This is a genomic window from Gloeobacter violaceus PCC 7421 (assembly GCF_000011385.1).
GTDB lineage: Bacteria > Cyanobacteriota > Cyanobacteriia > Gloeobacterales > Gloeobacteraceae > Gloeobacter > Gloeobacter violaceus.
In genome coordinates, this window is record NC_005125.1 from 3429350 (window position 1) to 3454349 (window position 25000).

At 60.2% G+C, this 25000-nt stretch carries 29 protein-coding genes; 21 read left to right on the forward strand and 8 right to left on the reverse strand.

Going from position 1 to position 25000, the window contains the following annotated elements:
- Positions 1-169: 169 nt before the first annotated feature.
- Both GLL_RS16625 and GLL_RS16630 read left to right on the forward strand, forming a co-directional pair.
- Positions 170-514, forward strand: coding sequence for a helix-turn-helix domain-containing protein (locus tag GLL_RS16625; protein WP_011143212.1), 345 nt, complete (start codon positions 170-172; stop codon positions 512-514).
- On the forward strand, positions 515-832 hold the full coding sequence (locus tag GLL_RS16630) for a transposase (RefSeq protein WP_011143213.1): 318 nt from the start codon (positions 515-517) through the stop codon (positions 830-832).
- Positions 833-1111: 279 nt separating this feature from the next.
- Here GLL_RS16630 and GLL_RS16635 read toward each other — a convergent pair whose 3' ends face one another.
- A complete protein-coding gene (locus tag GLL_RS16635) occupies positions 1112-1741 on the reverse strand; it encodes a hypothetical protein (RefSeq protein ID WP_164929223.1) in 630 nt (209 codons plus the stop codon).
- A gap of 631 nt (positions 1742-2372) precedes the next feature.
- Here GLL_RS16635 and GLL_RS16640 point away from each other — a divergent pair.
- Complete coding sequence (locus tag GLL_RS16640) at positions 2373-2651, forward strand: type II toxin-antitoxin system VapB family antitoxin (RefSeq protein WP_011143214.1); 279 nt, start codon at positions 2373-2375, stop codon at positions 2649-2651.
- Positions 2648-3025: a type II toxin-antitoxin system VapC family toxin gene (locus tag GLL_RS16645; RefSeq protein WP_011143215.1), complete on the forward strand. Its 378-nt coding sequence runs from the start codon at positions 2648-2650 to the stop codon at positions 3023-3025. The genes GLL_RS16640 and GLL_RS16645 overlap by 4 nt, the downstream gene beginning before the upstream one ends.
- Positions 3026-3291: 266 nt before the next feature.
- On the opposite strand, the gene GLL_RS16650 is transcribed toward GLL_RS16645, so the two are convergent.
- Together GLL_RS16650 and GLL_RS16655 are read right to left on the reverse strand one after the other, a co-directional pair.
- On the reverse strand, positions 3292-3726 hold the full coding sequence (locus tag GLL_RS16650; RefSeq protein WP_164929224.1) for an ester cyclase: 435 nt from the start codon (positions 3724-3726) through the stop codon (positions 3292-3294).
- A gap of 103 nt (positions 3727-3829) precedes the next feature.
- On the reverse strand, positions 3830-4717 hold the full coding sequence (locus GLL_RS16655; RefSeq protein ID WP_011143217.1) for a helix-turn-helix domain-containing protein: 888 nt from the start codon (positions 4715-4717) through the stop codon (positions 3830-3832).
- A gap of 340 nt (positions 4718-5057) precedes the next feature.
- On the opposite strand from GLL_RS16655, the gene GLL_RS16660 reads away from it, so the two are divergent.
- The 3 genes from GLL_RS16660 (at position 5058) to GLL_RS16670 (ending at position 8008) form a co-directional block, all read left to right on the forward strand.
- Entirely contained in the window at positions 5058-5255 is a 198-nt protein-coding gene (locus GLL_RS16660) for a hypothetical protein (RefSeq protein WP_164929225.1), read from the forward strand.
- Positions 5256-5330: 75 nt separating this feature from the next.
- Positions 5331-6461 (forward strand): MGDG synthase family glycosyltransferase, encoded by a 1131-nt coding sequence (locus GLL_RS16665; protein ID WP_164929226.1) that lies wholly within the window; start codon positions 5331-5333, stop codon positions 6459-6461.
- Between the two features lie 2 nt (positions 6462-6463).
- Positions 6464-8008, forward strand: coding sequence for a glycoside hydrolase family 1 protein (locus tag GLL_RS16670; protein WP_011143220.1), 1545 nt, complete (start codon positions 6464-6466; stop codon positions 8006-8008).
- A 320-nt stretch (positions 8009-8328) separates the two neighbouring features.
- Here GLL_RS16670 and GLL_RS16675 read toward each other — a convergent pair whose 3' ends face one another.
- Positions 8329-9219 carry a hypothetical protein gene (locus GLL_RS16675; protein ID WP_164929227.1) on the reverse strand — a complete coding sequence of 297 codons (891 nt, stop codon included), beginning with the start codon at positions 9217-9219 and terminating at the stop codon, positions 8329-8331.
- A 498-nt stretch (positions 9220-9717) separates the two neighbouring features.
- On the opposite strand from GLL_RS16675, the gene dnaN reads away from it, so the two are divergent.
- Positions 9718-10848, forward strand: a complete 1131-nt coding sequence (gene dnaN, locus GLL_RS16680; RefSeq protein ID WP_011143222.1) for a DNA polymerase III subunit beta — start codon at positions 9718-9720, stop codon at positions 10846-10848.
- Between the two features lie 4 nt (positions 10849-10852).
- On the opposite strand, the gene ychF is transcribed toward dnaN, so the two are convergent.
- A complete protein-coding gene (gene ychF / locus GLL_RS16685) occupies positions 10853-11947 on the reverse strand; it encodes a redox-regulated ATPase YchF (protein WP_011143223.1) in 1095 nt (364 codons plus the stop codon).
- 190 nt (positions 11948-12137) lie between these two features.
- On the opposite strand from ychF, the gene rfbD reads away from it, so the two are divergent.
- The 13 genes from rfbD (at position 12138) to GLL_RS16750 (ending at position 22668) form a co-directional block, all read left to right on the forward strand.
- Positions 12138-13007 (forward strand): dTDP-4-dehydrorhamnose reductase, encoded by an 870-nt coding sequence (gene rfbD, locus GLL_RS16690; RefSeq protein ID WP_164929228.1) that lies wholly within the window; start codon positions 12138-12140, stop codon positions 13005-13007.
- A gap of 3 nt (positions 13008-13010) precedes the next feature.
- On the forward strand, positions 13011-14051 hold the full coding sequence (rfbB, locus tag GLL_RS16695) for a dTDP-glucose 4,6-dehydratase (RefSeq protein ID WP_011143225.1): 1041 nt from the start codon (positions 13011-13013) through the stop codon (positions 14049-14051).
- Between the two features lie 8 nt (positions 14052-14059).
- The gene (locus GLL_RS16700) at positions 14060-14716 is read left to right on the forward strand and encodes a sugar transferase (protein ID WP_164929229.1); all 657 of its coding nucleotides are present in this window, start codon (positions 14060-14062) and stop codon (positions 14714-14716) included.
- Positions 14716-15783 (forward strand): glucose-1-phosphate thymidylyltransferase, encoded by a 1068-nt coding sequence (locus GLL_RS16705; protein ID WP_011143227.1) that lies wholly within the window; start codon positions 14716-14718, stop codon positions 15781-15783. The genes GLL_RS16700 and GLL_RS16705 overlap by 1 nt, the downstream gene beginning before the upstream one ends.
- 9 nt (positions 15784-15792) lie before the next feature.
- Positions 15793-16029, forward strand: a complete 237-nt coding sequence (locus GLL_RS16710; RefSeq protein ID WP_011143228.1) for a hypothetical protein — start codon at positions 15793-15795, stop codon at positions 16027-16029.
- Between the two features lie 106 nt (positions 16030-16135).
- Positions 16136-17191, forward strand: a complete 1056-nt coding sequence (locus GLL_RS16715; RefSeq protein ID WP_164929230.1) for a polysaccharide biosynthesis/export family protein — start codon at positions 16136-16138, stop codon at positions 17189-17191.
- A gap of 1 nt (position 17192) precedes the next feature.
- Positions 17193-18422 (forward strand): tetratricopeptide repeat protein, encoded by a 1230-nt coding sequence (locus tag GLL_RS16720; RefSeq protein WP_164929231.1) that lies wholly within the window; start codon positions 17193-17195, stop codon positions 18420-18422.
- Positions 18419-19219 carry a tyrosine-protein phosphatase gene (locus tag GLL_RS16725; RefSeq protein ID WP_164929232.1) on the forward strand — a complete coding sequence of 267 codons (801 nt, stop codon included), beginning with the start codon at positions 18419-18421 and terminating at the stop codon, positions 19217-19219. Before GLL_RS16720 ends, GLL_RS16725 begins: the two co-directional genes overlap by 4 nt.
- A 6-nt stretch (positions 19220-19225) precedes the next feature.
- Positions 19226-19516: a DUF3007 family protein gene (locus GLL_RS16730; protein ID WP_011143232.1), complete on the forward strand. Its 291-nt coding sequence runs from the start codon at positions 19226-19228 to the stop codon at positions 19514-19516.
- A gap of 18 nt (positions 19517-19534) precedes the next feature.
- Entirely contained in the window at positions 19535-21151 is a 1617-nt protein-coding gene (locus GLL_RS16735; protein ID WP_164929233.1) for a phosphodiester glycosidase family protein, read from the forward strand.
- Positions 21152-21546: 395 nt separating this feature from the next.
- Positions 21547-21993: a hypothetical protein gene (locus GLL_RS16740; RefSeq protein ID WP_164929234.1), complete on the forward strand. Its 447-nt coding sequence runs from the start codon at positions 21547-21549 to the stop codon at positions 21991-21993.
- 118 nt (positions 21994-22111) lie between these two features.
- A complete protein-coding gene (locus GLL_RS16745; protein ID WP_011143235.1) occupies positions 22112-22339 on the forward strand; it encodes a DUF2945 domain-containing protein in 228 nt (75 codons plus the stop codon).
- Positions 22336-22668, forward strand: a complete 333-nt coding sequence (locus GLL_RS16750; RefSeq protein WP_011143236.1) for a DUF3140 domain-containing protein — start codon at positions 22336-22338, stop codon at positions 22666-22668. Before GLL_RS16745 ends, GLL_RS16750 begins: the two co-directional genes overlap by 4 nt.
- Before the next feature lie 3 nt (positions 22669-22671).
- Here the strand turns inward: GLL_RS16750 and GLL_RS16755 are convergent, their stop codons facing one another.
- The 3 genes from GLL_RS16755 to GLL_RS16765 form a co-directional block, all read right to left on the reverse strand.
- Positions 22672-23262: a DUF4142 domain-containing protein gene (locus tag GLL_RS16755; RefSeq protein ID WP_011143237.1), complete on the reverse strand. Its 591-nt coding sequence runs from the start codon at positions 23260-23262 to the stop codon at positions 22672-22674.
- Between the two features lie 101 nt (positions 23263-23363).
- The gene (gene miaA / locus GLL_RS16760) at positions 23364-24272 is read right to left on the reverse strand and encodes a tRNA (adenosine(37)-N6)-dimethylallyltransferase MiaA (protein WP_011143238.1); all 909 of its coding nucleotides are present in this window, start codon (positions 24270-24272) and stop codon (positions 23364-23366) included.
- Entirely contained in the window at positions 24269-24955 is a 687-nt protein-coding gene (locus tag GLL_RS16765) for a DUF1995 family protein (RefSeq protein ID WP_011143239.1), read from the reverse strand. The genes miaA and GLL_RS16765 overlap by 4 nt, the downstream gene beginning before the upstream one ends.
- Between the last annotated feature and the right edge of the window lie 45 nt (positions 24956-25000).

The following is a 25000-nucleotide window of genomic DNA, read 5'->3' on the forward strand; positions in this document are numbered from 1 at the left end:
AGTTATCGCGGTTTATGTAGTAAGTATACATTCAATCTTCGATTTGTAGCTTTGAATGATTATCGATAACTCGCCGCTTCAAAAATGAAGTGCAACACCTGAAGCCCTTTTGCTGAGGGACTCACGGAGGAACCTGACGTTTATTACGACGAAACGAAAGGTCACCTCCATGAGCTGCCAGCAGCTTAGCCTGGCTGAGCGCCAACAGATCTATGTGCTCAGAGATAAAAATTGTCTAGGCATTCAAGCGATTGCCAGAGTGCTGCATCGCTCCCCGAGCACGATCAGCCGCGAACTCCTGCACAACCAGTCCAATGGGCGTTACCTTCCTGAGACAGCGCAAGCTTTGGCACAAACGCGACGACACAACCGCAAACGGCCTTTCGCGAAAGTGTCTTTGGAACTGGTGCTGCTCATCAAACAACACCTGGCTGCTTTTCACAGCCCCGAACAATTGTGCGGACGCCTGGAGTTGGAGGGCAAAGATTTCGTTAGCCACGAGTTGGTCTATTAGATGATCTACGCCAACCACGCAGGGCTGGGAGCTTACCAAAAGTATTGGCGTCAGGGTTGGCGCAAACGCCAGAGGCGCGGCGGGGAAAAAAGCAAGCGGGGCCAGATTCCTAACCGCGTGGACATCGACGAACGCCCGGCGATTGCGGGGTTCAAAGTCGAGACAGGCCACTGGGAAGGGGATACCGTTATCGGAGAAAATCACCAGGGAGCGTTGGTAACCTTGGTAGACAAGCACTCAAAATATCTACTGGTGGAGCTGATTAAAAGCTGGAGGGCAGCCCCTGCGCGGTCGGTCAGCGAAGGATTGCTGAGTTAGGTAAAAAGCGAGCAGGTCAAGACACTGACCTTTGACAATGGCAAGGAGTTTTCAGAGCACGAAAAGCTCAGTGAGTCGACAGGAGTGGCGTGTTATTTTGCCAAACCGTATCACTCGTGGGAGCGAGGATTGAATGAGCATACGAATGGCCTACTCGTCCTTCTGGTGCAGCGTGGTGGCGTTATTGTTTGCGATCGAACGCGATACAGGCCAACCGGGAAGGCTCTCGACAGCCAGTTCTTGGCTTCTATGCCGTTTTGCATCCAACTGAAAATCGCTCTAGTTGATTTGATTACCAGCAGATGCACCAAAGCCAAAACAAATAGCCCCAGTGTCTGTAGTAATGAAAGTGGCGTAGTTGTAAGTTCCTACGAAGCCTACACCCGAGTTCACATCAACATCGTCAGAAAAGAAAACTCCACCAAATACAGCATTGGCACTGGGTTCAAAGGCAAAGGTCACGAAACCGGTGTCAAGGTTATAGACCGAGTTCGACCAAAGGGGCACTGAAGTAATGTTGCCCAAAATAGACTCTATATCTATTTCAACTGTCGCCACGCCTGAAGTTCCCGACCCTACTATATTTGTAGAAAGACTGCCGCAACTCCCAGTTACAGTATCGTCGGTTGTCGAAGCAGGGTTTGTCGTTGGACTTTGACTAGTGAGTTTTGGAGGATTTGCATTAATAATGCTCGAGCTACAATAATTCTTTCTCACTGCAAATGCCCTGAGAGTCTCTGGGAGATTTGTGCAATCTGATTTGAGTTTTGTCAATTTGTAATACCTTTTTGGCCGGGAAGCAGCATCCATAGTCTGCGCGTAAGCAGGTTCGCTTACTACCGCAGCAACAGGGGCAACAGACAAAAGAAGTGCAATCCCAAAAACAAATTGTTTTACTTGAATCTTCATGGTAGCTCCTTCTAGGCGTGGAAATCGTACTGAGAAATTGTCGCGAAATCAAAATGCTCAAACATCATCGAGAGCTCTTGATGCTCAAGATCACTGCAATTTTCTCTTGGCACCAAGATGCGGAGTGTTAGCTTTTTGTCACAACAAGAGATTAGTGTAATTGTAAAATTGAGTCAATGAGTATATATGTTGATCAATCAGCAACGGAGCTGAAACCTTTGCGTGGAGAGGATTCTTGTGTGGCTGTCTGACAAAAATACAAGAGAGAAAGCTAAATTGCACCAGAGTTTAGGTAGCTGGGCTACATTTCGAGACGCCCAATCGCTCGCCGAGCGCTCTTGCTATGAGGCCCCGCGATAGATCCCCTGCATGCTGATCGCTCTGTCCGTTTTCCATAGCCAACATCGAAGGTACGCGTGTGTAGACTGTTAGCGCCCCAGGCTCAACACGCACTGCCAAGGTCGAGCCTGGGTTTGAGGGATCGGTGCCGAAGTTCGAGAACCGCACCATTGAAATCCTGTTTGTGAATCACGCATGATCGATTTTGCGACAAAGCCGTGCGACTCTGCTGACTTTGAAGTTTGGGCTGAAGGTGCCGCACTCTAGAAGGTAGAGTATAGAAAAAGCAACCATGCAGCAAATCAACATTAAAAGCGACAAAGCCTATCGAATGGCGAACGAACTGAGCCGCTTGACTGGGGAAAGCGTGACTCAGGCGATCACCACAGCCATTGAAGAGCGGCTCGAAAAGATTCGTGCCCAGACGCGCAGCCGCCGCGAGGGTATCGCCGAACGACTGCTTGCCCTTGGCACAAGGAGCGTGGCTCTTCCCATCCTTGACCCGCGCGCGCCCGACGAGATCCTCTACGACGAGAACGGATTGCCGAAAAACCCGATGGCGGATCGATGATCGCGATCGATACTTCCGCCATCGTCGCCATTCTCCTTGGTGAGCCCGAAGCGGAGCGCTTCGCACGCGCCATCGAGCAGGACGAGGAACCGCTGCTTTCAGCGGCTTCCCTGGTTGAGCTTTTCCTCGCGATGAAGCACAAGCAGGGGTCGGCGTCCGTGCCCTTGATCGAGCAGTTCCTGGCCACGGGCGGGATCAGCGTCTGTTCTGTCACCCCCGAGCAAGCCCGCCGCGCTCAGGAAGCCGCCTATCGCTTCGGCGTGCTGAATTTTGGCGATGTGTTTTCTTATGCGCTCGCCAAGGAGAGGGGCATTGGTCTTCTGTTCAAAGGTACCGACTTCGCGGTGACCGATCTCACCGCAGCACCCTTCTAGAGCAGGTTTTAGGTGACAGGTTTCATGGCGACAGGATTGAAAGGGTTGTGCATCGGAGTTTCCAGGCGGCCGGCTGTTGTTTATGCAACTGAAGACCGCTCTAGAGGGCATCCATTTTCAGGGGGTACCTGAGCCGACCCCGGCCAAGTTGTATCTCAATGCAGATTGTCATGACCGTTTCCTTGTCTTTTAGCGCATCAGCGCGCTGACCGGAACGGCTGCTCCCAACCCGCCGGGATTTTGAGCGTCCGCACAGCACACAGCCGCTAATGCTCACATCCAGACATTAAGCCGAGCTGTTTCATGACTTCCAGTAGATTACATTCATACCACCATTCTGCGATTTTGCCGTCAGCAATCCGAAGCAGTGTGAAATCGTTGATTGTGACTGATTTTCCAGTAGGGGCAATTCCCAAAAAATTTCCTGTGTGAGTTCCTTTTAATTTTGTGCGATACACAACTTTCTTGCCTTCAGCGATGACATCTTCTATTCTATGTTTGATGTCGGGGAAGCCGCGAAATAAACTTGCATTGAATGCTTTATTAGCTTCCAGGCCCACAATTGACTCTGTTTGGCTGTTGAAGTGATGAACGACGTTAGGATCGATCAGCTCATCCCAGATTTTCTCCCAACCCGGATTTGTTCCCCATCCCTCCTGGGCAAAGCGAAGGGCAACCACTCGATTTTGCTCAGTCAGCATAGCCGTTAACCTCGATTTCGATGTTTGTTTGTCTTGCACTCAGTATCGAAAATGAAGCAATCGGCTGTATTCAAGGTTTTTGCGCTGTTTTTCTAAGTTCTTGCTACTGCCGCAAAAACGCTTTGGGAGCTATCCCAACGACACGCTTGAAATGGTAGTTGAGATGTCCTTGGCTGGCAAACCCAACAACCTGGGCAACTTCTGCAATACTCAACTCCCTTGCCAAAAGTAGCCGCTTAGCACGTTCGACGCGGCGTCGAATGTGATATTGGTGAGGTGCGATACCTGTGGATCGCTTGAATAGACGGGCAAAGTGATAGGAACTCAGTCGAGCTAGGGCCGCTAATTCAGCCAAGCTTAAATTTTGATCTAGATGCTCATCAATGTAGTTAATGACCCGATCCAGCTGTTGATCAGACAGCCTTCCTGAGTCATGCTGAATACTTGATTTGTTTGTTGAATACCGACATAAAATGTGGACAGCCAGGGCGTTTGCCATTAAATCAGAATAAAGTTTACTGCCGACACCATCGGTTTCTAATGTTGTTTTAAGAGCGATCGCAATCTGATAAATCAATGGATCAATACACGATGTCAACTGTGGAATTAATTCGATCTGATCTTTATCATATAGCTCTGTTCCCAACTGATTAAGCAGCATCGGCTCCAGATAGAGTTGCAAAAACTCGGCCTCTTGATGCCAATAGAAAGTTTGCCAACGATTGGCTGGATAAATGCCAACGCCTCCTGGAATCGAATCGATGGTCTTTGATTTTCCATCTACGGTCTGTTGAAGCGTAACCGGAGTGCCGGCGTTGATGCAGATAACGTGATGGGGGGAATAGTGTTCAGGAATGCAGTAAGGCGGCTGGCGATAGAGAGCCAACTGAATTCTATTCCACCCAGCTCTGCAACTGGACACAAGGGGTAAGCAGGGCAAGGAGAGCTGGTCTTCTTGAGTGAAGTCGATGAAGCGGGAGCTCGCAGTCATACAAGCCCATCGTCCTATTGGCAGTAGACAGTTTAACTTTACGCTTACAAGCGGCAATCGTCCTACTGATCCTCGCGCCCACTGGCAGCAGTGGACGCAAAGGGCGGGACCACCACCAGCCATCCGGCTGGGATGGTGTAGCCTCCGACCTCAAAGGCTCTTGCACGCCGCGAAAGCTTGTGAACCATCAGTGCTGCAAGCTGGGTGAAAATTCGTATCTTTTCTCAGCGACTCGCAGATAATGGCGGGATTATCGAGGCAGATGGCCTCCAAGCGCCATCGGCGCCTACCAAGACCTCGCAACACCTTCGTCGAACCTTCTGCAAACGGGGTGATTGCCATGGCATTGCACCGAGCCGGATTCTATCCCGCCCAGTTTCTCATTCCTGTGGCGATGTTGCTGGTACTGCTGCTCACGGCCTACATCTTCCGCTACCGCTACTTCAGTCCGTCGGAGCGTCTGGATCGATTTACGGGAGATCCGCAGTACTACAGCCGGAGCGAACGGGTCTGGAAGCCTGCCGAGCCGAGCCGTTAGGCGCACAGGCCGCGGCGGTATGCTAGATTGCGGTCCGCGCCCCGGCGCGCGTTCAGTCCGGTGCGGCACGCTTCTATGCCCAGAATATTGATCTTTCATGCCTCCTTAGGTTCGGGCCACATCCACGCCGCCAACGCCCTGGGTGAGGCGTTCTCCCGCTATCCGGACGTCGAGGTGCGGATCGAGGATGCCCTCGCTTACGCCAGCCCGATCCTGCGCGAGACGCTCATCCGCGCCTATGAGCAATTGAGTGAGAAAGCCCCGCAACTCTACCGGCTCATCTACGAAGGCAGCGACGTCTCCGACCTCAAAGAATCGATGAGCAACACGCTGCTGCTCAGCAAAATCGAACGGCCGTTTTTTCGCAAGTTCGAGCAACTGATCAAGCAGACGGCCCCCGATGTGTTTATCTGCGTGCAACAGATTCCGAGCCGTTTGGTGCAGCTATTCAAGCAGGAGTTCGACTGGCCCCAGCCGCACTACGTCGTGATTACCGACGCAGTCGCCCACAGCACCTGGATCAACTACGAGGTGGACGGCTACTTTCTGGCAAGCGATCTGACCGCGAACATCCTCACCAAGCAGGGCGTCGACCCCGAGTTGCTGCACGTAACCGGCATCCCCGTCAAACTCGAAATCGCCGAAGCCAAACCCGCCCGGCAGATGCGCGAGCGCCACGACCTGCCGCTGGACGCGCCGGTGATTGCCCTTTTTGGCGGCGGTTTGCAGCCGCGGCGGGTGCGGCTGATGGTGGCGGGGCTACTCGAAAGTCCGTTTGCCGGGACCCTAGCGGTGGTGGCCGGCCGCAACCATGCCCTCGGTACGGCCCTCGCGGACTTGGAGGACGGTCCGGCCATGCGCCTGCGCTCGCTCGGGCAGATCGATTTTGTGGACGATCTGATCGCCGCGAGCGACCTGGTGATCACCAAGGCCGGCGGGTTGATTGCCAGCGAGGTGATGGCGCGGGGTACGCCGATGGTGATCGTCGATCCGATTCCGGGCCAGGAGGAGTGGAACGCCGATGCGATCGCCGCCTATGGCGCCGGTATCCAGTTGCGCCTGCCGGAGATGGTGGCGCCGACGGTGCAGTTCTTGCTGAGCGCGCCGGAGCATCTGGCTTTTATGCGCTTCCAGGCGCGAAAATACGGGCGTCCCACCGCGGCCCTCGCCGTCGTCGAATCGATCCTTGCCCGCCTGAGTGTCTAAAGATGCCCGAGTCACACACCGACAACACCGAGCCAAAAGGGAGCGGCGATTTTCTCTGGGGGGTGGCCTCCTCCGGCTACCAGAGCGAGGGCGGCTTCAACGCTCCCGGCCAGCCCCACAACAACTGGGCGCGCGGCGAAGCGAGAGGTGCCGTGATGCGCACAGGGGCCGCAGCCCAGTTCTGGACGCGCTACGAAGCCGATTTTTTGCTCTGCCGGGGCATGGGCCTCAATGCCTTTCGCCTGGGACTGGAGTGGGCGCGCATCCAACCGCGCTTCGAGGCGCGGCCCGGCCCCGCTCCCGCCTTTGATACCGCCGCCCTCGACGCTTACGCCGAGCGGCTTGCTGCCTGCCGCCGCGCGGGTCTGGAGCCGGTTATGACGCTGCACCACTTTACCCATCCCGCCTGGTTGGGGGCGGACGCGTGGCTTGCCCCCGCCACCGTCGAAGGTTTTGCCGAGTATGTCCGCGTCGCCGTGGGCCATATCAACCGCCGCCTGATCGATTGCTATGGTCTGGCGCCGGTGCACTGGTACATCACCATCAATGAGCCGAACATGCTGGTGATCAACAGCTACTTCGGCCGTCAGTTTCCGGCCGGGTCGCACCGGGGGACGGAGGCGAGCCTGCGGGCCTACGACCACCTGCTTGCCGCCCACATCCGGGCTTACAACACCATTCACAATCTCTACGAGCAAGCGGGTTGGCCCCGACCGCGCGTCACCCTCAACACCTTCGCAAGCGATCTCTACTGGTCCGACAAGGTGCTCTGGGACCTGTTGTGCCTGCGCGAGCGGGCCATTCCCGCCGCCAATCTGCGCGAGCACCTGCATCGGCAGGCGGAGCGCTTCGAGGCGGCGCTGGCGGCGGCGAAATTGCCCTTTGTGCGGGATCTGCCCTACCGCACCGGCCGGCTTGTGCACTGGTGGGCCAACCGCTTCGGGTACCGTTCCTTCGATGCTCGCCACTTTGCGCTGTTGTTGCGCACGCTGGAGGCGAGTCCGCGGGCACGGGTCATCGATTATGTCGCCATCGACTATTACGACCCGTTCGTGGCCCATACGCTGCGCCTGCCCTCGTTTTCGGATTTTGAATTTAAGACGACGGGTCTGCGCGCCTGGATGATGAGCGGCATTACCAGCAAATGGTGGGACTGGCGCAGTCTGCCGGAGGGATTGCATTTTTTTTGCAGTCACTACGCGGCGGAGTACGCTCTGCCGGTGCTCATCGCCGAAAACGGCATGGCTTTGCGGCGCAAACCCGACAACAGCGCTGCCGGTCACCGCCCGGATCAGCTGTTAAGAAGCCAGTTTCTCGAAGCGCATGTCCAGCAGGTGCAGCGGTTGTGCGCCGAGGGGGTGCCGGTGGCCGGCTATCTGCACTGGTCGCTTACCGACAATTACGAATGGGGCTCCTACACGCCGCGCTTTGGCCTGTTTGCTATTGACTTTGCCAGGGGCAGTGAGCGGCTGGTTGAAGATCACCTGGGGGATAGGCCCTCCGAGACCTACGCCCGCCTGGTGCGTGCCATGATGCCTGGCACCTGATGTCTGGCGGTTGGCTTTGCACGAAAGTCTGTGGAGCGAGAGGCGGAACCCCCTTCGGGTTCCCCTCTCGCGCTCTCCAACCTCCCCGCGTCGAGGGGGTGCCACCCCCCCGACACCCCCCGGACTTCACGGCACGGTGGGAACGAGACTGTGTGGGTGGGATGGGTTTATTCTTTTAGGGCCTGCACGACGCGTGTCGACTGCGGCGATGGGGCCGGCTGGTCGCTGGGCGGCACAGGTGTTGGGAAGGGTTCAGACAAACTGGTTTTCTCGACCGTCGAGAAAACCTGGTGGTTCAAGGTTTTTGCTTGACACATCCTCTAGGGCACCGGCTCTTCTTCCGTAGGCGGTGGCTCGGGAATATCGCTGCTGTAGTTGCCCTCGCGACCGGTATAGCGCTGTTGCCACTTGCCGTCGTAGCGGCTGTAGATGCCGTAGACCCAGCGGTCGAAGCGGGTTTCGCGCACAATCAGATCGTCGTTGCCGTCGCCGTTGAGATCGACCACCGCGAGGGGACCGTAGATCGTGCTTGTCTCGGGATTGCCGAAGCTTGCCAGGCTCAACTGGGGCTGCCAGGTGGTCTGGCCTTTGTCGGTGACCGGTTCGGCCACCAACAGCAGGTTCACCAGCCGCTTGAAGGTGGCCCCCGCCTGTCTGAGGGAAAACGTGTGCCGGTAGAGCGCCACCACCGTCTCCGGCCGTCCCGGCATCACCGCCGCCGCCGCCCACACCCGAGACGTTTTGGTAACCAGATCGTCCGGCAGGCCCTGTTTGGCAAGGGCTGCCCGGGCGAGGCTGTCGACAATGGCGAGGGTTTCTTCGCTTGGGGCTTTGCGCGGGCGGACCTTCAGCGGCTGGTCGGTCGCTACGACTAGATCCAGTTCCGGTAGGGGCAGCAGGCGCTGCTCACTCTGCAGGGGCGCTTCGAGGCTGCCGTACAGCGAAGGCACTTTATCCGGCAGCACCGCCTTCGCCTCGCCCAGCGGTTCATCCTGTCGCCATAAAAAGTAACGATTGTTTTTCTTGAAGTGATTCTCGCCAAAGAATTTGAAATCCGTATCGGAGGGCAGGGGGGGGTTGCGAAACTGTTCGCCGCGAATCTGCGCTACAAATTCCAGAGCCGGGTAAGGGGCGAGTTCGCCGCTGTTGTCGACCGCCGTGCGCTCCTGCAGCGCAAATACCACACCCGGGGCGGCCCATAGGGGCGACACCCAACTCAACAGTCCGAACGCGGACCATGCGAACCAACTGCGCATTCGAACGATGGTTTTTTCTGGCACGATGCGTTTTTCCTGACCTGGGCGGGACGTCGCCCGATTTTGCCGACTTCTCAGGCTACCATTTCCGGTACCTTGGCCGGCTGTGGAATACCCTGTGGAAAAACCGCGAACCTCAGTGGAAAAACCCCGGGTTTTTCCACTGAGTATTTATACCCTGTGGAAAAAGGAGAGGCTTTCCACAGGGTATTCCACAGGGACCAAAGTCGGGGATCGCTCACTGGAGGCGGATTTGGGCTTCGATTTCCACTTTTCCCCAGGCCCTACTACTACTAGATCAGTAAATTAATAAAAGAGTAGAAGAATAGGCATCTGGGGAAAAAGGGTCTACCCGTAGATGAGATCGGTCGGTTTGGACTGGCTGGAACGCTAAACGTGGACCTGTCGGGCCGGTGCTATACTCGCTGCCATGGCCGGGTGTGGTGCGCTGCGATGAAGATTGTTTGTTCACAAGCCGTGTTGAATCAGAACCTATCGCTGGTGGGCCGGGCGGTGCCCTCGCGGCCGACGCACCCGATTCTGGCCAATATTTTGCTGGAGGCGGACGGTCGGTCGGGCACGGTAACCCTCACCGGCTTCGACCTCGATCTGGGTATCGACACGCGTTTTGCAGCCGAGCAGGTCGAAGGGAGCGGACGCACGACGCTGCCGGCGCGGGTGCTCAGCGACATCATCTCAAGGCTGCCCAACGAATCGCTGACGATGGAGGTGAGCGAGGACAACGCCATCAGCCTCGTCTGCGGCAGCAGTCAGTACCAGGTGCAGGGGGCGAGTGCCGAGGAATTTCCGAAGTTGCCCGAACTGCCCGACAGTGCCGCTCACGTTCTGCCGGTGAGCGAGTTTCTGGAGGGCGTCCAGCGCAGCTTGTTCGCCGCTTCCACTGACGAGAGTAAGCAGATTCTCAACGGTGTCTCGGTGAAAGCCCTCAAGGAGGGCATGGAGTTCGTGGCCACCGACGCCCATCGCCTGTCGTTCTACCGCACGGACTTTACGCTGCCCGAGGCGGGTACGCAGGCCATCGCCGCGGTGCTGCCGGTGCGCTCGGTGCGCGAACTCGAAAAAATCCTGGGGGCGCAGGCGGGCGACAGCGTCGAGGTGCGCTTCGACGAGAAGCAAATGATCTTCCAGTTTCCCAACCAGACGCTCACCACCAGGCTTTTGGGTGGCCGCTACCCGGACTACCAGCAGCTACTGCCCAAACAGTTCCAACAGACCGCCGACATGGAGCGCAAGCGGCTCATCGGCTGCCTGGAGCGGATCGCCGTGTTAGCAGACCAGAAAAACCACATCGTCAAGCTCGACTTTGCCCCGAGCGAGCACCTGATGACCGTCTCGGTGGACGCTCCCGACGTCGGCCGCGGTCGAGAGAGCGTGCCGGTGCAGTACAGCGGTCAGGACTTCTCGGTGGCCTTTAACGTGCGCTACTTACTCGAAGGGCTCAAGGCGATGGACGCGACCGATGTGTCGTTTTGCCTCAACGGAGCGAGCGATCCGGCGGTGCTCAAGCCTGTGGGCGATGGGAATTATCAGTATCTGATCATGCCGGTGAGTATTCGGGGGTGAGGCGTCAGACGTTGAACCGAAAGTGCATGACGTCGCCGTCTTTGACGATGTACTCCTTGCCCTCGGAGCGCACCTGGCCTTTTTCGCGGGCGGCCACCTGGGAGCCCGCTGTCACCAGATCCGGGTAGGCCACGGTCTCGGCCCGAATAAAGCCGCGCTCGAAGTCGGTGTGGATGGTGCCGGCGGCCTGGGGAGCGGTGGTGCCGCGGGTAATCGTCCAGGCGCGCACTTCCTTTTCGCCCGCGGTGAAAAACGTCTGCAGACCCAACAGGTCGTAGGTGGCGCGGATCATCTTTTGCAACCCCGAATCGCTCACCCCGAGGTCCGTGAGGTAGGCGCTGCGCTCCTCGGGCTCCAGTTCCGCCAGTTCCGCCTCCAGTTGGGCGGAGATGACGACCATCAGGGCGCTTTCCTCGGCGGCGATGGCGGCCACCTGCTCGGTGAAGCGGTTGCCGGTGGCGAGTTCCTCTTCAGAGACGTTCGCAGCGTAGATGACCGGTTTGAAGGTAAGCAACTCTAGAGGGACGACAGTCTCCTTTTCGGCGTCGGTGAGGGCGCAGGAACGGGCGGGCTTGCCCTCGTTGAGCACCGCGGTGATCTTTTCGAGCGCACTGCTCTCGACGGCGTACTGGTCTTTGCTGGTGCCTTTTTGCTTAGCAATTTTCTGTAGGCGCTTGTCGACCTGCCCCAGATCCGAAAGGGCCAACTCCAGGTTGATCGTCGAGATGTCGCGGACCGGATCGACAGACCCTTCGACGTGGATGATGTCGGTGCTCTCGAAGCAGCGCACAACGTGGACGAGCGCGTCCACCTGGCGGATGTGCGAAAGAAACTGGTTGCCCAGACCCTCGCCCTGGCTGGCGCCGCGCACCAGACCGGCGATATCGACGTACTCGATGCGCGCCGGGATGATCGTGCTGGTGGAGACGATGCGGGCCAAGATCCCCAGGCGTTCGTCCGGTACATTCACCACCCCAGTGTTGGGCTCGATGGTGCAGAACGGAAAATTGGCGGCCTGGGCCTTGGCATTTTCGACCAGGGCGTTAAAAAGGGTGGATTTGCCGACGTTGGGCAGACCGACGATGCCTGTCTTGAGCATGGGTGGCGCGACACTCGAATGTAAAACGATCTTAATGCGTTCTGTCCCCGGTCGGGGAGGAGGGGGCTCCGGGGCCACGCCCTGTAACGCAGCCAAAAAATCATGGTAAAGTTCTCAACGAGATGTTAAGGGCAGTAAAGGGCGGGGTGAAGCCACTGTGCGCTTTTCCCGACCGATACAGAAGTGTTTTATGTATTTGATTACCGGCGCGGGCGGACAACTGGGCAAGGAGCTGTGCGCGCTGCTTGAAGCGCGGGAAGAGCCTTTCGTCGCCTATGGGCGGGCACAGCTCGATATCGCCGATTCCGGAGCCGTCCGGCAGGCCCTTGAGCAGAGCGGTGCAGCGGTGCTTTTCAACTGCGCCGCTTATACCCGCGTCGACAAGGCCGAATCGGAAGCTGAAGAAGCGCACCGGGTCAACGCCACCGGAGCAAGGGTTCTTGCGGAAGCTTGCAGCGCGGCGGGCAGCCGGTTGGTCCACGTTTCTACCGACTATGTCTTTGATGGAAGTGCGTGTCGGCCTTACCCGGAAGACGCTCCAACCCAACCGCTCGGGATCTACGGCCAGAGTAAGCGCGATGGCGAAGTGGCGGTGCTCGAAGGGGACGGGGAGCATCTGGTGGTCCGCACTGCCTGGGTCTACGGCGTCGGCGGGCCGAATTTTGTGCGCACGATCTTGCGCCTGGCGGGCGAACGCGAACAGTTGCGCGTGGTGGCCGATCAGGTGGGCTCTCCTACCTGGACCTTCGACCTGGCCGCAGCGCTCGTGGGATTGACAAAGGCCCAGGCCGAAGGCGGCATCTACCACGTGACCAATAGCGGGGTGACCAGCTGGTACGACTTCGCGGTCGCAATTGTCGAGGAGGCGCAGGCGCTCGGTCGTGCCCTCAAGCTGCAAAGCGTGGTACCGATCACCACCGCCGAGTACCCGACACCCGCAGCGCGGCCTGCCTATTCGGTGCTCTCCAACACCCGGGCTCTGCGGGTGCTGGGTGGTCCCCTGCCGCAGTGGCGCCAATCGCTGCGGCGCATGCTCCAACAGCTCGACAAGGAGGGGTGAATCGTGAAACATCTGTTGGTGACCGGCGGCGCGGGCTTTATCGGCAGCAACTTCGTGCACTACTGGTTTACCCACCACCCGGAAGATCGGGTCGTCGTGCTCGATAAGCTTACCTATGCCGGCAACCGTGCCAATCTGGAAACTCTCGAAGGCGACCCGCGCCTGCGCTTTGTGGCGGGGGACATCTGCGATGCGCCGCGGGTCCAGTCGCTGCTGGAGGAGGAGCGCATCGATACGGTGGTGCACTTTGCCGCCGAATCCCACGTCGATCGCTCGATCGCGGGTCCGGAGCCTTTTATCGAAACCAATATTCGCGGGACGTTCGTGCTGTTGGAGGCTTGCCGCCGCTACTGGGAGGACGAAGCTTCCGATTGCCGCTTCTTGCACGTCTCGACCGACGAGGTCTACGGCACCCTGGCCCCGGACGATCCGCCTTTCACCGAGACGACGCCCTATCGGCCCAACAGCCCCTACGCCGCGAGCAAAGCCGGTTCCGATCACCTGGTGCGCGCCTACTATCACACCTACGGGTTGCCGGTGCTCACCACCAACTGCTCCAACAACTACGGCCCTTACCAGTTTCCGGAGAAGTTGATTCCGCTCATCATCACCCGCGCCCTGGAGGGCCAGAGCCTGCCGGTCTACGGCGACGGGCAGCAGGTGCGCGACTGGCTCTACGTCGAAGATCACTGCCGGGGGATCAAGGCAGTATTGGAGCGGGGACAGCTGGGCGAGACGTACAATATCGGCACCCGCAACGAGCAGCGCAACCTCGAGACGGTCGGACTCGTCTGCGACATCCTGGGGTCGATTTACCCCGAGCGCGCCGAGCAGTTCCGCTCTCTCATCACCTTCGTCACCGACCGTCCCGGCCACGACCGCCGCTATGCCATCGACCCCGCGCGCATCGAGCGCGAACTGGATTGGCGACCGGTCGAAAACTTCGAGACGGGCCTGCGCAAAACCGTCGAGTGGTACATCGAGAATCGGGCCTGGTGGCAGGCCCTGCGCGCCCGCCAGACGCTGACGTTCCCTTCCAGGTGAACCGTGTCATGTCCACGAGCAGCCCTTTAACCGGTGCCTTTCCCGCCGATGTGCGCTCGGGGTGGTCCTTCCGCCTCAAGCGTCTTTTCGACGTGCTGCTGGCCCTGGGCGGTCTGGCGGTGCTTGCACCGCTGTTGATGGCGATTGCCCTGCTGGTGCGCATCGGTTCGCCGGGACCGGCGCTGTTTGTCCAGTGGCGCGTCGGCGTGGGGGGACGCCTGTTTCGCATCTACAAGTTTCGCAGCATGTACCCCGATGCCGAGCAGCGCAAGGTGAGCCTGATGGCCCTCAACGAGGCGCCGGGACCGCTGTTTAAGTTGCGCAACGACCCGCGGGTGACGCCTATCGGGGCGTTTTTGCGCCGCACGAGCCTCGACGAGCTGCCCCAACTCTGGAACGTGCTGGTGGGCGAGATGAGCCTGGTGGGTCCGCGGCCTCCCTTGCCCTCGGAGGTGGAGCGCTACGAGCCCTGGCAGCGCGAGCGGCTGGCGGTACTGCCGGGGATCACGGGGCTGGCGCAGGTCTTAGGGCGTTCGGATCTCAGGTCTTTTGATGACATCGTCCGCATGGACATCCGGTACATTCGCACCTGGTCGCTGGCGCTCGATTTCGCCATATTGATCAAGACCGTAGGCGCGGTGGTGAGAGCCCGGGGAGCCTACTGATGCGCGGACTGATCCTCTCGGGGGGCAAGGGCACCCGCCTGCGGCCCCTCACCTACACCGGCGCCAAGCAACTGGTGCCCGTCGCCAACAAACCGATCCTCTGGTACGGCATCGAGGCGATGGTCGCCTCGGGCATCCGCGAAATCGGCATCGTCATCTCGCCGGAGACGGGCGAACAGGTGCGCGCCCTCACCGGGGACGGCAGCCGGTTCGCAGCCCAAATCGAGTACATCCTGCAGTCGGAGCCGGGGGGGCTCGCCCATGCCGTGCGCACCGCCCGGCCGTTTCTGGGCGAGAGTTCCTTTGCGATGTATCTGGGGGACAACTTGATCCAGTCGGGGCTTGCGGCCCCCATCGAACGCTTCGAGGCCAGCCGCCCCGAGGCGCTGATTTTGCTCAAGCGTGTCAGCAACCCGACTGCCTTCGGGGTGGCCGAACTCGACGGGCAAGGGCGGGTGATGCGGCTGGTCGAAAAGCCCAAAATACCGCCTTCGGATCTGGCGTTGGTGGGGGTCTACTTGTTTTCGTCCCAGATCCACGCGGCCATCGATGCGATCCGCCCTTCGGCGCGCGGCGAGCTGGAAATTACCGATGCCATCCAGCAGCTGATCGAAGTGGGCCAGCGTGTGGAGTCGGTGGAATTGACCGGCTGGTGGCTCGATACCGGCAAAAAAGACGATCTTTTAGAAGCCAACCGCGTCATCCTCGACGAACAGATGCACTGCCCGATGGAAGGGTCGCTCGATGAGGCGAGCAAAGTGAGCGGGCGCGTCTGCATCGGCAAGGGAGCACGGCTGGTGCGCTCGATGGTGCGCGGTCCGGTCACCATCGGTCCTGAGTGCCTGATCGAAGACAGTTACATCGGCCCTTACACGAGCATCGCAGGCGGTGTCCAGCTCAAGAATGTCGACATCGAGCACAGCGTCGTGATGGAAAAAACCTGCATCAGCGGCGCCGGCCGCATCGTGGACAGCCTCATCGGCCAGCGCACGGTGATCGCCCGCCACAACGGCAAACCGGAGGCCCATCGCTTCTTGCTCGGGGACGATTCGCTCATTGAGCTATAACTATACGTAATGAAAGCGGTTGTTTCTATTTCGAGTCCAGTTTTTCGCGAAGCTGAGCTCCTGGCAAAGCGCCTGGGCATTTCGCGCAGCGAGTTGTATTCCCGCGCCATTAAGGCTTTTGTCGAAGTCCACAAACATCAGGGGATCACCGAAGCCCTCGATGCTGTATTCGGTGAGCAGCCCGGCGCCCTGGAACCAGGTCTGGCCTATCTCCAATTTGCCTCTCTGAAACGGGAAGATTGGTAGCCTCTGCCTTGCGCTTGCTCGATGGGTTAATTCCCTGGGGAAAGTATTTCTCTGCAAAGAACTTGGTTCATTGCAGTACACTGGTGCCCGTTGCGGGGTGTTGCAAATGGTGAAAGCCTCGTTCCAGTTGGTAAGCGTACTGGCGGCGCTGGTTCTGGTCGCTCCGGTCTTTGCCCAGCACGCGGCACCGCCAGTGTTTGATCTGGGCGCGTCGCAGGACGGCTACTTGCTCGGGCCGGGGGATCGGCTCAACATCAAGGTCTTCGGCTCCGAAGAATTTAGCGGCGTGCAACTGGTGCTCCCGGACGGCACGGTGAATATGCCCCTGGTAGGAGCAGTGCCCGCCATCAACCAGACCGTACCGGAATTGAGCGCGCTGTTGGAGAGAAGACTGGCGACCTACGTCAAGAAGCCGCGCGTCGCAGTGCGGGTCGAAGCTTTTCGGCCCTTGCGTATCGCGGTCTCGGGCGAGGTGCTCCAGCCGGGGCCGCGCCAGATCCAGTCGCTGCTTACCACCGGCAGTACCCCCAACCAGACGGCGAGCACCCTGCCCACGCTCACCTCGGCTTTGGCGGCGGCGGGCGGGGTCAGTAACCAGGCCGACGTCAGCCAGATCCGCGTCTCACGCCGCACCTCCGAAGGCCAGGTGGTCGAAAAGCGCGTCGATCTCTGGCAGACGCTGGAGCAGGGGCGCACAGAAGAAGACATCCTTCTCAAAGACGGTGACGCCATCTTCGTGCCTAAAGTGAGCCCGGGCAGCACCATCGACAGCCGCCTGCTGGTGCGCACCACCCTCGCCCCCGGCAAGATCCGCGTGCGAATCTTCGGCGAAGTCAACAAAGCCGGCACCCAGGAACTCGATGCCCGGGCCACCGTCGTCGACGCGGTCGCCTCCGCCGGGGGGCTCACCAACTTTGCCGCCCCCGATGCCGTCGAAGTGGCTTCGCTGGAACCCGACGGACGGGTCACCAACCGCACGATCAACGTCAATGCCGCCATCGGAGGCGACGCCGCCCAGAATGTCCAACTGCGCGATCAAGACGCCGTGATCGTCCGCAGAAGCGCCGGAGGCGAAATGCTCAATGCCCTGAATGTCTTTGCCGCACCGATCAGCACGGTGGCCAATTTGTTTTTTATCTTCCGCAACTTCTACCGCTACTGACATGCGTGCGTTCTGGGGATGGCTGGTACTCTGTCTTGCGGCCGGGCTGTTCGCCGCCGAAATCGCCCGGGCGGCACCCGGACCGGCAGTGCCGCCCCCCAAGGCCCTCGAAGAGCAGGTGCGCGCCGCCCTCAAGGCCCAGCCCAGGGAGCCGCGGCTCTGGAACAACCTGGGGGTGAGCCTGAGGCGCCAGGGCCGCAATGCCGAGGCGATCAGCGCCTACCGCCAGGCGGTGCGTCTCGACAGCAAGTACGCCGACGCCTACAGCAATCTGGCGGTCGCCCTCACGGCCATCGGTCGCCACGACGAGGCGCTGGGCGCTATCCGCACGGCCCTCAAGCTCGACCGCGACAACCCGGTCTACCGCCTCAACCTGGCCACGGTCTACGAAGGGTTGGGCCGCGACGGCGAGGCGGCTATCGAGTACCGGGCCTATTTGCAGCGGGCCGGGGAGTCGGCCGCGGTCTACGAGCGGCTCGCCAAGATTCAGCAGAAGCTCGGGCGCAACGCCCAGGCGCGCACCAGCCGACAAAAAGCCGTGGACCTGGAGCCTGAAAACGGCGCTTACCGCCTCGCCTACGGCCAGGCCCTCGCCGCCGCCGGTCAGGATTTTGCCGCCATCGCCCAGCTGGAGGCGGCGGTACGCCTCAAAGCGATGGACGCGCGCTCCTGGTTGCTGCTGGCAACCCTCTACAACGGCCAGCAGCAGACCGATGCGGCGGCGGCGGCACTGCGCGAGGCTGCAGCCCTCGACCCAGGCTCCGCCCGCGTCCAGAACGATCTGGGCGTGACCCTCAGCAAACTCAAACTCACCGACCAGGCCGCCGAGGCCCTGAACCGCGCCGTCACCCTCGCCCCCAGCTACGCCGAAGCCTGGAGCAACCTCGGAGTGGTCCTGAGAGGGCAGGGTAAGATGAATGAGGCCGAGCAAGCCTACCAGCGCGCCCTGGGCATCGAAAGCAGGCTGCCGCAGATTTATAACAATCTCGGTGTGCTCTACCTGGAGAGCGAGCGCGTCCAGGAAGCTGTACCCCAGTTCCAACAGGCCCTTGTCCTTGAACCTGGCTACTGGGAAGCGCGTCGGAATCTGGCGATGGCCCTGGGCCGACTCGGCAAGTGGGGAGCTGCGGCCGACCAGCTCAAATTGGCGCTCGAAGCGGCGCAGGTTCCGTCCGCGCTCATCACCCAGGTGCAGGCGGATTTGCAAAAACTACAGGAGGCATCGCGTTGATTGATCTGCACGTGCACCTTTTCCCGGGGATCGACGACGGCCCGAAAGATTGGGATATCGCCCTGGCGCTTGCCCGCAAAGCCTACGAAGGGGGCATCCGCACAGCGACGATTACCCCCCACCATATGCCCGGTACCTACGAGAACACCGCCGAGCAAATCCAGAGCTACGTGCGCGAACTGCAGGCGGTCTACGACCGCGAGGGCATCGGCATCAAGCTGTTGCCTGGGCAGGAAGCCTACCCCGAGGGGGATCTGCGCGAGCGCTACGAACGGGGCGAACTGCAGACCCTGGCGGGTGGATCCTATTTGCTGGTCGATCTTCCCCAACAGGATTGCCCGTTCTATATGGAGCAGTTGCTCTTTTCGCTGCAGGCCAAGGGTGTGCTGCCCATCCTCGCCCACCCCGAGCGCAACCGCACCTTGCGCCACCACCCCGAGCGCCTCGAAGAAATCATCCGCTCCGGCGTGCGCGCGGTGATGAGCGCCGGCAGCATGCACGGCGCCTACGGACCTTCCGCCCAGAAGGCTTCCCACGACTTTCTGCGCCGCGGCCTGATCCAGGTAGTCGCCTCCGACGCCCACCACCCCGAGGGACCGGCTTTCTTCCCACTGCAGAACCGCCCGCTGGTCGAATCGCTCATTGGCCCCGATCGCGCCTGGGAAGTCATGGAGCGCAATCCCCAGTGGGTGCTCGAATCGAAAGAAATTCCCGCTCCCATCTACGAGCGCGAGTCGAGCGAGACCGCCAAGAAAAAAAGCGGCGGCTTCTGGTCGCGGTTGTTTGCGAGGGTCTAGTTCGCCATGCGCCGCATCGACGCCGTCTACATCGGCCTTGGAGTACTTGTGGCGGGCGGTCTGCTGTACCTGCTACTGGGTCTGTTCGGGCTGTCGCGCATCGATGCCGGGCTGTGGTCGCAACTATTGTTGGTGGTGGGCCTGGTCGTCTGGGTCGGCTCCTACGTTTTTCGGGTCTTCGGCCGCAAGATGACCTTCAACACCCAGATGCGCGACTACAAAGAGGCCGTCCTCCAGAAGCGCCGCGAGGAGCAACGGTCCAAGGCCCAGGGTGAACCGCCGAAGCCCGGTCGCTAGTGCAGGTGGCGGGTGCCGGTGAAATCCCGTTTGCGCCTCTGGCTGGCCTGGTTCTGCTGCTTGCTCGCCCTTGGCGGGGGATCGCCGGGGATGGCGGCACCGACGCTGGGTTTAAATATTGGCAAGAGACTCGACGAATTTGACATCGAGCACCGGTTGGGTGTCGAACTGCTCGATGCGCTCCAGCCAGGGGTACAACCGGCACGCTTTTTCGGCAGCCGCCTCGATCTGACGGTGACAGGCGGATCGTTGCGCACGGTGGACCCGGAGCAGGTAAAACGACTGACTGGGGCTACGCCGCGCTTTACCGGTACTTCCCAGGTGCAGTGGCTGCTGCCTGCAAGCCGGATTGTAGCGGTGCGCGCCTCCCACTCTGCCGAAGGCGAGCGGCTGGTGATTGAACTCGATAGACCCGCTTTTTACGAAGTGATCCCTGCCGAGTCCGGGCTGCGGTTGATTGTGCAGGCCGCGCCACCGCCTGCGCAGACGGCCCCTACAGATGGAGTGCAGGTGACAGCAGGGCTGCAGCAGACCGTCATCGCCGTCGCGGGGCCACCGAACGCTTATCCGTTGCTCACCACCCTCGGCGCACCCGACCGCATCGTGCTCGACTGGCGTATCGCTGGCCGCTTCGAGCGCGCCCGGGCCTGGGGTGTGGGCCTGGTCTATCGCGAGGTACGCCTGGTTTGGGAGGGGCTCTCTCAGCAATTGCACCTGCTGGAATTTGACCCGGCCCGCGTGCGCCTCGGGCTGCTGCGGCCTCCCTCCCTGGGCGCTCTGGCCCCCCTGAGCGCTCTGGGAAATAGCCAGGGTGCCTGGGGAGCGGTCAACGGCGGCTTTTTCAACCGCAACACCCGCGAAGCGTTGGGTGCGCTGCGAAGCGACGGGCAGTGGTGGACCGGCGCTGTGGCGGGGTTGCCGCCCCGGGGAGCAGCAAGCTGGCAGGATGGGCGGCTGGATTTCGATCGACTCAACTGGTCCGCCGCCATCCGCACAGGCGATCAGACGCTCCCGGTCGGTGCACTGAACGGTACGGCGGCAGGTGCGGGGCTTTCGGTATTCACTCCCGAATGGGGATCGCTCTACCTGGCCCGCGCCGGTGAAACGGTGGCAATTGCCCGTGCCGACCGCATCGAAAGTGTCGTCGAACCGATGGCCGATCAAATCGTCTCGCTGCCGCCGGACGGTTTGCTGCTGGTGGCCCGCTCCGAGCCTTTGCGCACTGCGCTGCGGGCTGTAGCCGCCGGAACGCCGGTTGTCCTGGATGTTCAACCGTCCGGATCCGGTTCGCTTTTGGGAGCGGGACCGCTTCTGGTCCAAAACGACAAACTCGTCCTCGACGCGCAAGGGGAACGCTTTCGGCCGGACGTGCGCGCCCCCGGTGTCGCACGCACAGCCATCGCCCGGCGCGGCTCGCTGGGCATACTGGCTGTCGCCGCCCGCAATGGCTGGGCTGCCGGTCTATCGCTCGAATCGTGGGCCAACTTGCTTCTCCAGCAGTTTCAGGCTGACGATGCGCTCAATCTCGACGGCGGCGGTTCGAGCGGTTTCTACCTGGGCGGCCGTCTGCGCGACCGCCCGGAAGGATCTTTCGAGCGGCCTGTCCACAACGGTCTGGGTCTGTGGCTCAAATAAGCACTCCGCCTTGCGCTTGACTTGCACCGATGCAATCTCCTACCGGGGGCGTAGAACCTGGGAGGGATATTGAAGCCGACCGCTCCAAACTCCCAATGAATGGGGGAGCTTCACTGCAATGGATGTGTTCATTTGGAGAAGAGCCCGTTCGAACCAGTGGTTCGATTAACCGCTTTCCTCCTGTCGCCGTTGCCCGCGTGTGGGGCGCCTTGAGGTAGACCGTGCCCATGCATAGCGGAAGAACATTCGGGACGCATGGCATTCGACACCAAAGAGCAATGGTACCCACACTACAAGCGAGAACGGCGGCTTCAAAGCCGATTCCAACCGAGACCAATACCCTCTTTTTACCCCGTACAGCACCACGACGCGCGCATCCTTCGCGAAGGGCTGTTGTGCGATCCTCAGCTTCGGGCAGCAACCACTGTCTGCGCCGTTTGCTCGACGACTTCAGTCGACAAGGCTGGCGATGCGCGCTCATCGAAGGTTCTGTTTATACCGATTCTCTACTTGCCCGGATAGGACCGGCGCAGACGCTGCGGCTGGTGCATCGCTTGCTTAAAGTCGACAGCGTTTGCGCCGGTCTGCTGGACCTGGAGATGTTGCTCTCAAGCCGCCAGTTCGATCTGGTCATTTTGCACGAACTGCCCTGCTCTCTAGCTCGGGTGCGCGCCCATCTTGCCCAGACTCCCGGTTATGGCAAGGTGCTTTGGATTCGGCAAAATGAAGCCGTTTTGCTCGACGAAGAGCAGACCCGACCTTCGCTATGGACGATGCTTGCGGAGCGCTTTGGTCCCAAGCTCGAAAAATGGTTGAAATTTCTGGACCGCTGGGAAGCTTAAATGCCGTTCTTATCTCCTCGAAATAATCTCCCAAAGTCGATAGAAATCTCCACCCAAAGAGGCAAGGCGCAGTGTAGCCTGTCAGTGAGGATAGATGGCAGCAAAGCCTGGAGGAAACATGACCGAAGAATTCAAAGTTGGGGATCGTGTGGAGTGGCATAGCTCCGGCGGCAAATCTGTTGGAAAGATCAAGAAAAAGTTGATTGACCCCATAGAAATCAAAGGTCATAAGGTAGCGGCTTCTAAAGAGAACCCTCAGTTTCTTGTCGTTAGCGACAAAACCGGCGAAGAGGCTGCCCACAAGCCTGAGTCTCTTAAAAAAGTAAGCGAGAAATCCAAGTCATGACCACTGACCAAAAGACCATCGTTGCCGACTTTCAGCAAGTCGTGAACATGTCGTCCAAGGAAATTGAGCGCTGGCTCGCCACGAAAGAATCGCAGTCCGTCGGTCAAAAGCAAGACGAAAGCGAATCGATCGGTCATCAATCAGGCAAGAAGATCATTCAAATTCTGGATAAGAAAGGACCCGATTACACCGACGATGATGTGCAACACATGCAGCGCGTGGTGAGCTATGTGCGGCGTCACAGCGCTCAAAAGCCCAAAGGAGACATCGAGCACAGCCGCTGGCGCTACTCGCTGATGAACTGGGGCCATGATCCGCTTAAAGCCTGAGCGTCAGCTCGCCAACCGCTTGGCGATGGCACCGGCGATCGCCTGTTGGTTCTCAAGGGTCTCCAAATTGCGCTCGGCGTAAGCCCGGACATCGGCATCGGCGGCCTGCGCGGAGGCCGCACGGTACTCACGCAGCCCCTCTGTCTGGTTGGAGTAGGCGAGGTTGAGGTACTCCCGGTCGAAGCGCTCCCCGGACCAGACGGTCATGCGGTCCAGCAGCGATCGCAGTTTGCTTTGGGAGCGGGCCGAGAGGTCTTTGCGGGTCGAAGGCACCGTCAGGTTTTTATCGGCGGCAAGCAGCTGCAGTTCTTTGTCGTTGCGCTCATGGCCCGCTATCACTTCACTCGCGTACTGGCGGACGGTCGGGTTTTTGGAGCGCCTGAGGGCTACCTCCGCCAGCGCCAGTTCGCGCACCCCGAATTCGGCCATCGAGGCGAGCAACCGGGTGTCTGTCTGTGAATTCGTCGAGTTGATTGTGGTGGTCTCGGTGCGCTGGATAATCGTTTGCTCCACCTGGGCGCCCGCAGGCCAGCCCGGTGCGGTCACGGCTGCGAGAGCGGTGGTGAGTGCAATCCTGGTCAGGAATGGTTGCATTTTTGCCTCCAGGTCGCAGACATCTGTTTACTTTCATAGTGACCTTCGTTGTACCTGCCGACCTCTTTCCCAGGGATGGCTTCGGCGGCAAACGCTCGGGTTCAACCGGCAAGAAAGCGCTCAACCTGTTCGATACTCTGTTGTTCAAGTGTCTGCCGTCCTGCCGATTCATCGAGCCAATGAACATCGGGCTCGGCGCGAAACCAGGTCATCTGGCGCTTGGCGAACTGGCGGGTATGCACGACGATCTGCTGGAGCGCCTCCGCCAGATCCCATCGCTCCTCCAGGTACGCCCCCAACTCGGCGTAACCGAGGGTGCTCAGAAGCGGCAAATCGGGGCCGTATTTGGCGCGCAGATACTCGACTTCCTCCAGCCAACCCGCTTCGATCATCCGGTGGGTGCGCTGCTCGATGCGGCGCACCAGCGCTTCCCGGCCGCTGCCCACCCCCAGGGCGAGGAGCGAAAAATCTCGCGCCCGCAGGCGGCGCTGGGCACTCAGCGGTTGGCCGGTTGTCAGGCACACTTCGAGGGCGCGCTCGATGCGCACCTGGTCGTTGGGGTGGATGCGCCCCGCGGATTCGGGATCGAGCTGTTGAAGTCGCTGGTAAAGTGCGTCCAACCGCTCAACCGCCAGGCGGGCGCGCAAAGCCGGGTCGGGGGGGACGGCGGGCGGTTCGAGTCCGCCCGATACCGCGCGCAGGTACAAACCACTGCCTCCCACCAGTAGGGCGGGTTTGCCTTGCCGGGTCAGCCGGTCAATCTCCGCATCGGCCAGTTCCCGGTAGCGCGCCACGTTGAAATGTTCCGTGGGCCAGGCGACATCGATGAGGCAGTGCTCGACGCGGCGTTGTTCTTCACGGGTCGGTTTAGCAGTGCCGATGTCGAACTCGCGGTAGACCTGCCGGGAATCGGCGCTCAGCACCGGTACCCCCAGGTGCTGGGCCAGATGCATTCCCAGTTGGCTTTTGCCGGCGGCGGTGGGGCCGCAGACGACGACGATTTTTTTCACCAATTGTCAAAAAAGCTCGGTCCTTTAAAAAAACGTTCCACCGCCTGCAGGGGACCCATTCGCTCGTTGAAGGCAGCCAGTTCCCTGGGGGTAAAAATCGCCTGCGATTCGCGCACCAGGATGAACCTGTCCTCCTTGCGCTCCCAGAGTTGCCACGGCTCCGGGAAGCGGCGAAACAGCACCACCGGCCGGTAGCGAAAGGCCTGCAGAAAGTAAGCCACCTCGACGCTACCGCGAAAGGCGTTGCGCGTCGATTCTTTGCCCCGGCCGACGCCGGTAAGCCCCGGACCCTCGGGCCAGTTGTTGACCATCATCAGCACTTTGTCCCCGACCCTGGCCCGCTCGGCGTAGATCTGGACTTCGTCGACGTCGATCGAACTGGCGTCCATGAGCACCAGCGACCGCCAGCTGTTGCCGATAAATTCGCGCTCGCTGATGTTGAGCAGTTTGTAGGGGGTCTCCCCCCAGAGCGTGTAGGCATAATCGGCGATCCCCGTGCCCGAGACGGCCAAAAGCGGCTGGGGCAGCACATCGAGCAGGGGCCGGGTGATCGCAGTGGCCGATTTGCGGCCGGTCTGGATTTCGACCTGCAGTCGGGTGCGTCCGGCTTCGAGGGCATTGCGCACCGAGCGCTGGGCCTGTAGGAGGGCTTGTTCGAACGTTTCGGGCAGAGGACAGATCATCGCGACGAACTTGGGTCACTGAGCCATTGTGCCATCGTCGGCTCA

What these genes read in the sequence shown, in the direction of transcription:
- GLL_RS16625 (WP_011143212.1), top strand. Translation starts at nt 170, where the DNA reads ATGAGCTGCCAGCAGCTTAGCCTGGCTGAGCGCCAACAGATCTATGTG.
- GLL_RS16630 (WP_011143213.1), top strand. Translation starts at nt 515, where the DNA reads ATGATCTACGCCAACCACGCAGGGCTGGGAGCTTACCAAAAGTATTGG.
- GLL_RS16635 (WP_164929223.1), bottom strand. Translation starts at nt 1,741, where the DNA reads ATGAAGATTCAAGTAAAACAATTTGTTTTTGGGATTGCACTTCTTTTG.
- GLL_RS16640 (WP_011143214.1), top strand. Translation starts at nt 2,373, where the DNA reads ATGCAGCAAATCAACATTAAAAGCGACAAAGCCTATCGAATGGCGAAC.
- GLL_RS16645 (WP_011143215.1), top strand. Translation starts at nt 2,648, where the DNA reads ATGATCGCGATCGATACTTCCGCCATCGTCGCCATTCTCCTTGGTGAG.
- GLL_RS16650 (WP_164929224.1), bottom strand. Translation starts at nt 3,726, where the DNA reads ATGCTGACTGAGCAAAATCGAGTGGTTGCCCTTCGCTTTGCCCAGGAG.
- GLL_RS16655 (WP_011143217.1), bottom strand. Translation starts at nt 4,717, where the DNA reads ATGACTGCGAGCTCCCGCTTCATCGACTTCACTCAAGAAGACCAGCTC.
- GLL_RS16660 (WP_164929225.1), top strand. Translation starts at nt 5,058, where the DNA reads ATGGCATTGCACCGAGCCGGATTCTATCCCGCCCAGTTTCTCATTCCT.
- GLL_RS16665 (WP_164929226.1), top strand. Translation starts at nt 5,331, where the DNA reads ATGCCCAGAATATTGATCTTTCATGCCTCCTTAGGTTCGGGCCACATC.
- GLL_RS16670 (WP_011143220.1), top strand. Translation starts at nt 6,464, where the DNA reads ATGCCCGAGTCACACACCGACAACACCGAGCCAAAAGGGAGCGGCGAT.
- dnaN (WP_011143222.1), top strand. Translation starts at nt 9,718, where the DNA reads ATGAAGATTGTTTGTTCACAAGCCGTGTTGAATCAGAACCTATCGCTG.
- ychF (WP_011143223.1), bottom strand. Translation starts at nt 11,947, where the DNA reads ATGCTCAAGACAGGCATCGTCGGTCTGCCCAACGTCGGCAAATCCACC.
- rfbD (WP_164929228.1), top strand. Translation starts at nt 12,138, where the DNA reads ATGTATTTGATTACCGGCGCGGGCGGACAACTGGGCAAGGAGCTGTGC.
- GLL_RS16700 (WP_164929229.1), top strand. Translation starts at nt 14,060, where the DNA reads ATGTCCACGAGCAGCCCTTTAACCGGTGCCTTTCCCGCCGATGTGCGC.
- GLL_RS16705 (WP_011143227.1), top strand. Translation starts at nt 14,716, where the DNA reads ATGCGCGGACTGATCCTCTCGGGGGGCAAGGGCACCCGCCTGCGGCCC.
- GLL_RS16710 (WP_011143228.1), top strand. Translation starts at nt 15,793, where the DNA reads ATGAAAGCGGTTGTTTCTATTTCGAGTCCAGTTTTTCGCGAAGCTGAG.
- GLL_RS16715 (WP_164929230.1), top strand. Translation starts at nt 16,136, where the DNA reads ATGGTGAAAGCCTCGTTCCAGTTGGTAAGCGTACTGGCGGCGCTGGTT.
- GLL_RS16720 (WP_164929231.1), top strand. Translation starts at nt 17,193, where the DNA reads ATGCGTGCGTTCTGGGGATGGCTGGTACTCTGTCTTGCGGCCGGGCTG.
- GLL_RS16730 (WP_011143232.1), top strand. Translation starts at nt 19,226, where the DNA reads ATGCGCCGCATCGACGCCGTCTACATCGGCCTTGGAGTACTTGTGGCG.
- GLL_RS16745 (WP_011143235.1), top strand. Translation starts at nt 22,112, where the DNA reads ATGACCGAAGAATTCAAAGTTGGGGATCGTGTGGAGTGGCATAGCTCC.
- GLL_RS16750 (WP_011143236.1), top strand. Translation starts at nt 22,336, where the DNA reads ATGACCACTGACCAAAAGACCATCGTTGCCGACTTTCAGCAAGTCGTG.
- GLL_RS16755 (WP_011143237.1), bottom strand. Translation starts at nt 23,262, where the DNA reads ATGCAACCATTCCTGACCAGGATTGCACTCACCACCGCTCTCGCAGCC.
- GLL_RS16765 (WP_011143239.1), bottom strand. Translation starts at nt 24,955, where the DNA reads ATGATCTGTCCTCTGCCCGAAACGTTCGAACAAGCCCTCCTACAGGCC.